A 5,855-nucleotide genomic window follows, 5' to 3' on the forward strand; every position below is an offset into this window, starting at 1 on the left:
GGTCCTAGAGAAACCCCATCATCGCAGGTCACAAGGCACTTCCTCGTTTCCGGAGAAACTATCCACAGGCATCAATCCGGTGGATCCGGGCTCAGTCATGCCGGGTCCGGAGGCCGGGAGCCCCATTGCGAGGCCAGCAAGAAGGTAACGGGATCAACGGCCGCCACTGTGGTCGAGTCGTCGACACCCGCGGCCTGCCACTGATGGTCATGAAACCGAATTCCTCTGTGGGTGTTCGCAGCTGGGCAACATCGAAGAACGGAGTAGATGGTGAACGAACAGACCGGGAAGTGGAGCTTCCTCACCGGCTACGCCCGCGTGCTGATCGTCATCGCCCGCGATCCTGCCATCCGCCTGCGCGACATCGCCGCGGCCTGTCACATCACCGAACGCACCGCTCAGAACATCGTCACCGGCCTTGAACAGGCCGGCTACCTGCGCCGGGAGCGCGCCGGACGGCGCACGCGCTACATCCTCTGCCTGGACGGCACTCTCCGCCATCCAACCGAGGCGCACCTGCCCGTCCGGGCGCTGCTGGAACTCTTCATCCGACACGACGGCGAGCGCTGAAGCTCAGGCCCTGCTCCAGGCGTCGAGGAATGCTTTCCGTCCTGTCGGATCGTCGAACCTGCGGTCTGCGTGCAGGACGCGCCAGGCGGTGAGTTCGAGGTCACGGAGCCATAGTTCTCCGATGACCTGTGTCTTGAGGTCGGGAAAATGGTCGGACTCGGCGAGGGCCTGACCGATTACATCACCGGCTGCGACGCGCTGGGGCGGGGTCATCTCATCGACAGCCGACAGGATGTTTCGGGCCAGCTCAATTCCTTCTCCCGCCAGGGAACGCAGCACCGAAGTCTTGATGTTGGCGGGCAGAAGGTACGCGGTGCCCGAAGACCTCCACAGTTCCGACCAGAAGCGTTCTCCCGCCTCGGTGGGGGCAGGCAGCGCGGCCAGCAAACCCAGGAGATGGCCGGTGGCCGCATACCCGTCGGAGTGGGCAGCTGCGACGACGGCGATGCCGGCGACGCACTGCACATCAAGATCGCCGGCTTCCCGTTGCCGAGCCAGACCCAGTTGGTGTTCCAACTGGTCAGCGAGGGGGTCGGACAGGTGGGGGCGGACCTCAGGAAGCATCGGCGATCCTTGCGCGCAGGGGAGCGGAGATACCCGCTCGGGAGCTCTCATCGTTCCCATGAGCAGCTGATCTACTCCGCTTCGAGGCCAATGGGCGCCAGCAGTAACAAGCCGGACCTCACGCGACGGCGAAGTGGCCCATTTCTGCCGACGCGGCCTGCCTGTTTCGAGACCGACCTTGCAGAAAACGGTCCGAATGCGGTCTCTTAACATGGCCGCATGATCACCGGTGATTCCCGGGAGTCCGAGGGAGGACGAGAAGCCGTGTCGCACGACGCCGCTGAAGCCGAATACACGTACGCCGCCGCAGTGCGTGGAGAACACCATGAAGACGGGCTGCCCTGCGCATCACACAGTGAGAATGCAGGGGAGGGCGCGCATTCGGTTGCCGCTCTGGTGGAGCGGGCGGCCGACCTGGCCGAACCGATCAAGCCGAGGCTGCGTGGCTGGCTCCATGCCGGAATGGTTCCCGCCGCACTGATCGCAGGCATCGTGCTCATCTGCCTGGCTCGCACCCCGCAGGCGGCTCTGGCCTGCGCCGTGTACTCGGTCACCGCCTGGCTGCTGTTCGCGACGAGCGCCATCTACCACCGCGGAACCTGGGGGCCACTCGGCGAGGCTCTCCTGCGACGCCTCGACCACGCCAACATCTTCCTCATCATCGCCGGCACCTGCACCCCACTGGCCGTGCTCCTCCTCCCGCCGGACCAGCGGTCCGTGCTGCTGTGGATCGTGTGGGCGGGCGCATTGGCCGGCATCGCGTTCCGGGTCCTGTGGGTCGCAGCCCCGCGCTGGCTGTACACCCCGTGCTACCTGGCACTGGGATGGGCACCGGTGCGCTACCTGCCCGACTTCCTGCATACCGGCGGAGTGGCCGTACTCGCCCTGGTGGTGGCGGGCGGTCTTCTCTACAGTGCGGGTGCGGTCGTCTATGGTCTGCAGCGCCCCGACCCCTCACCGCGGTGGTTCGGCTTCCACGAGGTGTTCCACGCCCTGACCGTGGCAGCCTTCACGACGCACTACATCGCCATCTCCCTCGCCGCCTACTGACCGCGACAACGTATGGCCCGCGCCGCCGGCACGCACGTTGCCGCGTGGCAGGGCCCGACGGGTCGGACGGCAGCCGAGGCATCAGACTGCACGCGGGAGCCATCCGCTCCTCCTACCGACACGGGCCCGGCTGAAAGCGGGGGAACGGAGCGGTCTCGGGTCATTGTCCGCAGGTAGTCCCTTCCGGAGGTGAGGGGGCGGAGGCATCGGCGAGGTTGGCGCCGGTGTCGGCGTCCGGATGGGAGTGGCCGATGCCTTGCCAGTCCAGGCACATGACGGTCGCGTCGTCCTGCAGGTGACCGCGGTTGGCCTCGACGACCGCGGCGATGAGGGCGCGGGCAACCTCGCGGGGATGCAACGCGCGAGTGCGGACGACCAGGCCCGGCAGATCAAGGGTGTGGGCGTTGCGGTCCAGCATGCCGTCGGTCAGATCACCAGCCGGTCGCCCAGCCGCAGGTCCAACGGCTGGACCCGGTAGCTGCGCGGTGCGTGGAAGCCGAACGGCATGTCGACCTTCGGAGTGATCTCCGGCACCTGTCCGTCCCGCATCCTCAGCGGCCAGGGGTGCCCGGCGTTGACGAGCTCGGTGGTGCCGTCGCGCAGACTGATTCGCAGGAGCTGCCCGGTGACGTAGCCCTGGCGGCCGTGCTCGTGCACGGCCTGATCGGCCTGACGGCCCTGTTCGGCGAGGTCGGCACCGGCCCGCCGTGCCCGGCGCAGGGCACCCACCAGGAGAGTTGCGAGCAGCACGGCATCGACATCGTGGCCCATGGCATCGGTGACGGAGAGCTGGACCGTGTCCCGGTCGACCACGTAGTCGAAGGTGTCACCGCCGACGTGGTCGGGCGGCTCCAGCGCCCCGGCCACCGCGAACTGCGCCGCCTCGCACGCCAGCGACGCCGGGAGCAGCTGATGCTGGATCTCCGCGGCCGGGCTCAGCGGGGCGGTGCGGCGCCCCCACTGGTACACGTCGGTGAAGGACCGGTTCGCGATGACGATGTACGCCAGGGCGTGCGCGGTCTCGCCGACCTCTCGGCGTCGACGCTCTTCGTTGGGGTCCCCCAGGGTCTTTGATCGCGCGAAGGCACTTTCCTGCCCGCTGCACATGCCCCTGGCCTTTCGCCCGATCACCCTGGCAGTGACGGGTGTCAGCCTCCGTCGCCGCCGAGGGCGGCTACCTCCCGGCCGGACCCACAAAAATCTATGCTGGCTGGAGTAGACATTGAGTGATCGCCTGGCTATGGTTTCTCTCGTAGCCGAGATCAGCAGGGCCTGGCAGACACGAACTGCCGGGCAGCAGTACATGCAGTTGGAATGTGCAGGACGGTGCGGTGGTGGAGTTCCGAAGCCAGGGTTGTTACAGGACGGCGACGGGGCTGACGACCGGACCGGGTGGCCCGCAGTGATCAGGGGCCACCGTGAGCAGGACCGCAGTTGGAGCAAGTTCATTACCCGTTACAGCAGTTCCCAGTACTCAGCAGCGAAGTCAGCAAGTGGTTCCTCGGTGAAGGCGTCGGCTGCGGGCGCGCGCACCGGGAAGTTCGGCAGTGGGGTTCTAAGCCAGAGCGGATGCAGGACGGGCGACGGGGCTGGCTGCCGAAGAGTGACGCTGTCACAGGTCACCGAGCAGGTCGCATCACCAGCAGTGCGCAGTAGAGCAGTACCAGCGGCTAGTTGATCGAAGAGGGAAAGAACGGAGGGGCCGAGCGCCATCAGGATCGCCCGGGCGTGCATGTGGAGCCCGGGTACCGCAGGACATCGATAGTGAGGTGGTCTCCGGTCGAGCAACCGCGATCCCCGCATTCCCCGTCCTCTCCCGGGCGGGTGTGCGGATACAGAAGGCCGGCGCAGTATCAGGGCCGGTAGATGGTGTAGAAGTTCCTTCGGGGCCCTGGCGCCAATCGCGCCAGGGCCCCTCCGCGCGTTCCACAGAGAGGTGCAACGACAGCAGACGATTCGTTCGGCCGGCTCGACGATGACGACCACCCCGCCTACACGATGGGACGTGCCGCCGAAATGCTCGGCACCACCCAGGGCTTCCTCCGCGACATCGGCGAAGCCCGCCTGATCACCCCGCTGCGCTCCGCGGGCGGACACCGCCGCTACTCCAGCTACCAGCTGCGCATCGCAGCCCGCGTCCGCGAGCTCGTCGACCAGGGAACTCCGATCGAGGCCGCCTGCCGCATCGTCATCCTCGAAGACCAGCTCGAAGAAGCCCAGCGCATCAACGCGGAACACCACCGCACCGCCGAACGGGGCAGTCCACCAGGTCGTGCTCGGTTGGCCGGCGGGTTGCAAATTCGGTCTCGGAGGTTCTGCATGTACCCCGGCCGGCGCGGTCCAACTGCGCCGCAGAACCTGTCAACCTGTTTGAGTCGGTTTGTTGATGTTTTTAGCTTGCTGCGGTTTCTGTTTCGTCGGTCTGCTCTGCCGGCTTGTTGATCCAGGAGGGCTCCGGAAGGCTGGGGGGCTTGGGGGTGCCTCGGAGGAAACGCTCGGGGTGCGCTGAGTGTGCGGCCCGGAGGACGTCGGCGCGCTGGGCGTGGATCTCTTCCGCCTGGCCGGTGTGGACCATGGCGGGGGTCATCAGCCCTATGCCGCTGTGCCGGTGGTGCTCGTTGTAGGTGGTGAAGAAATCCGCGCAGAACATGCGGGCCTCGGCGAGTGAGCTGAAGGACCCGGGGAACGTTGGGCAGTACTTCAGGGTCTTGAAGTTCGACTCGCTGTAGGGGTTGTCATTTGAAACGCGGGGCCTCGAACGGGACTTGGTGATGCCCAGGTCCGCGAGGAGGAACGCCACCGGTTTGGAGGCCATCGAGGAGCCGCGGTCGGCGTGGATGGTCAGCTGGTCCCGCTTCACGCCCTCCTTCTTCACGGTCTCGGTGAACAGGGTCTTGGCCAGCTCGGAGGACTCTCGGTCGGCGAGCATCCATCCCACGACGTAGCGGCTGTAGATGTCGATGACGGCGTAGAGGTAGTAGTACGTCCACTTCGTGGGGCCCTTGAGCTTGGTGATGTCCCAGCTCCAGACCTCGTTCGGCCTGGTGGCGGAGAGTTCGGGTCTGACTCGGGGCGGGTGGGTGGCCTGGTTGCGGCGGTCGGTGACGTGCCCGTGCTCGCGTTCCAGCAGCCGGTACATGGTCCGCTGTGAACACAGGTAGGTGCCCTCGTCGAGCAGGGTCGCCCAGACCTGGGCGGGGGATGCGTCGGCGAACCGGTCGCCGTGCAGCACCCCAGTACCCGCTCCCGTTCGGACTCGCTGAGCGCGGCGGGCTGGTGACGCTCGCGGTGCGGGACCGGGACGCGTCTGGGCTTCGGCGGTGCGACCGGGTGGCGCCTGTAATGGGTGGCCCTGGCCCGGCCCAGCGCGGCACAGGCCGCCGTGGTGCCGAGTCCGCCACCGGTCAGCTCGGCGATCGCGGTGTCGATCACTTCCCCGGCCTGCGTGGCGAGCGCGGGGCAGCGGGCGGCGTGGGCGCGCTCTCGGAGAGATCCTACGCCCGCGATGACCTGCCGCAGATCGTGATCGGGATGGCGGTGACCCGTGACGGGATCCCGGTGCGGGTGTGGTGCTGGCCCAATGCCGTTGCCATAGACGGGTTTTCGCAGTACGTCGGTACTCATGAGCAGATTACGGCCGTCGCTGCTGCCTGATGTTGGACTGGGGGCGT

At 67.1% G+C, this 5,855-nt stretch carries 3 protein-coding genes and 3 pseudogenes; 3 read left to right on the top strand and 3 right to left on the bottom strand.

All coding sequences use genetic code 11. The features are described from left to right. The first annotated feature begins 267 nt into the window (after window positions 1–267). Window positions 268–570: a helix-turn-helix domain-containing protein gene (locus ABZV34_RS36680; RefSeq protein WP_356286789.1), complete on the top strand. Its 303-nt coding sequence runs from the start codon at window positions 268–270 to the stop codon at window positions 568–570. Window positions 571–573: 3 nt separating this feature from the next. Here the strand turns inward: ABZV34_RS36680 and ABZV34_RS36685 are convergent, their stop codons facing one another. Next, a complete protein-coding gene (locus ABZV34_RS36685; RefSeq protein ID WP_356286792.1) occupies window positions 574–1,134 on the bottom strand; it encodes a hypothetical protein in 561 nt (186 codons plus the stop codon). Between the two features lie 396 nt (window positions 1,135–1,530). Here ABZV34_RS36685 and ABZV34_RS36690 point away from each other — a divergent pair, with 396 nt between their 5' ends. After that, complete coding sequence (locus tag ABZV34_RS36690) at window positions 1,531–2,184, top strand: hemolysin III family protein (RefSeq protein WP_356286795.1); 654 nt, start codon at window positions 1,531–1,533, stop codon at window positions 2,182–2,184. Between the two features lie 160 nt (window positions 2,185–2,344). On the opposite strand, the pseudogene ABZV34_RS36695 reads toward ABZV34_RS36690, so the two are convergent. Next, window positions 2,345–3,219: pseudogene (locus tag ABZV34_RS36695) on the bottom strand (PP2C family protein-serine/threonine phosphatase); the annotation flags it as partial. A 963-nt stretch (window positions 3,220–4,182) separates the two neighbouring features. Here ABZV34_RS36695 and ABZV34_RS36700 point away from each other — a divergent pair. After that, a pseudogene (locus ABZV34_RS36700) lies at window positions 4,183–4,437 on the top strand (MerR family transcriptional regulator); the annotation flags it as partial. Window positions 4,438–4,576: 139 nt separating this feature from the next. On the opposite strand, the pseudogene ABZV34_RS36705 reads toward ABZV34_RS36700, so the two are convergent. Continuing rightward, window positions 4,577–5,413 (bottom strand): annotated as a pseudogene (locus ABZV34_RS36705) (IS3 family transposase); the annotation flags it as partial. Between the last annotated feature and the right edge of the window lie 442 nt (window positions 5,414–5,855).

It is taken from the genome of Streptomyces sp. NPDC005195 (assembly GCF_040608315.1).
Taxonomy (GTDB): domain Bacteria; phylum Actinomycetota; class Actinomycetes; order Streptomycetales; family Streptomycetaceae; genus Streptomyces; species Streptomyces kaempferi.

Coding starts and splice junctions, on each gene's coding strand:
- ABZV34_RS36685 (WP_356286792.1), bottom strand. CDS start 1,134: ATGCTTCCTGAGGTCCGCCCCCACCTGTCCGACCCCCTCGCTGACCAG.
- ABZV34_RS36680 (WP_356286789.1), top strand. CDS start 268: ATGGTGAACGAACAGACCGGGAAGTGGAGCTTCCTCACCGGCTACGCC.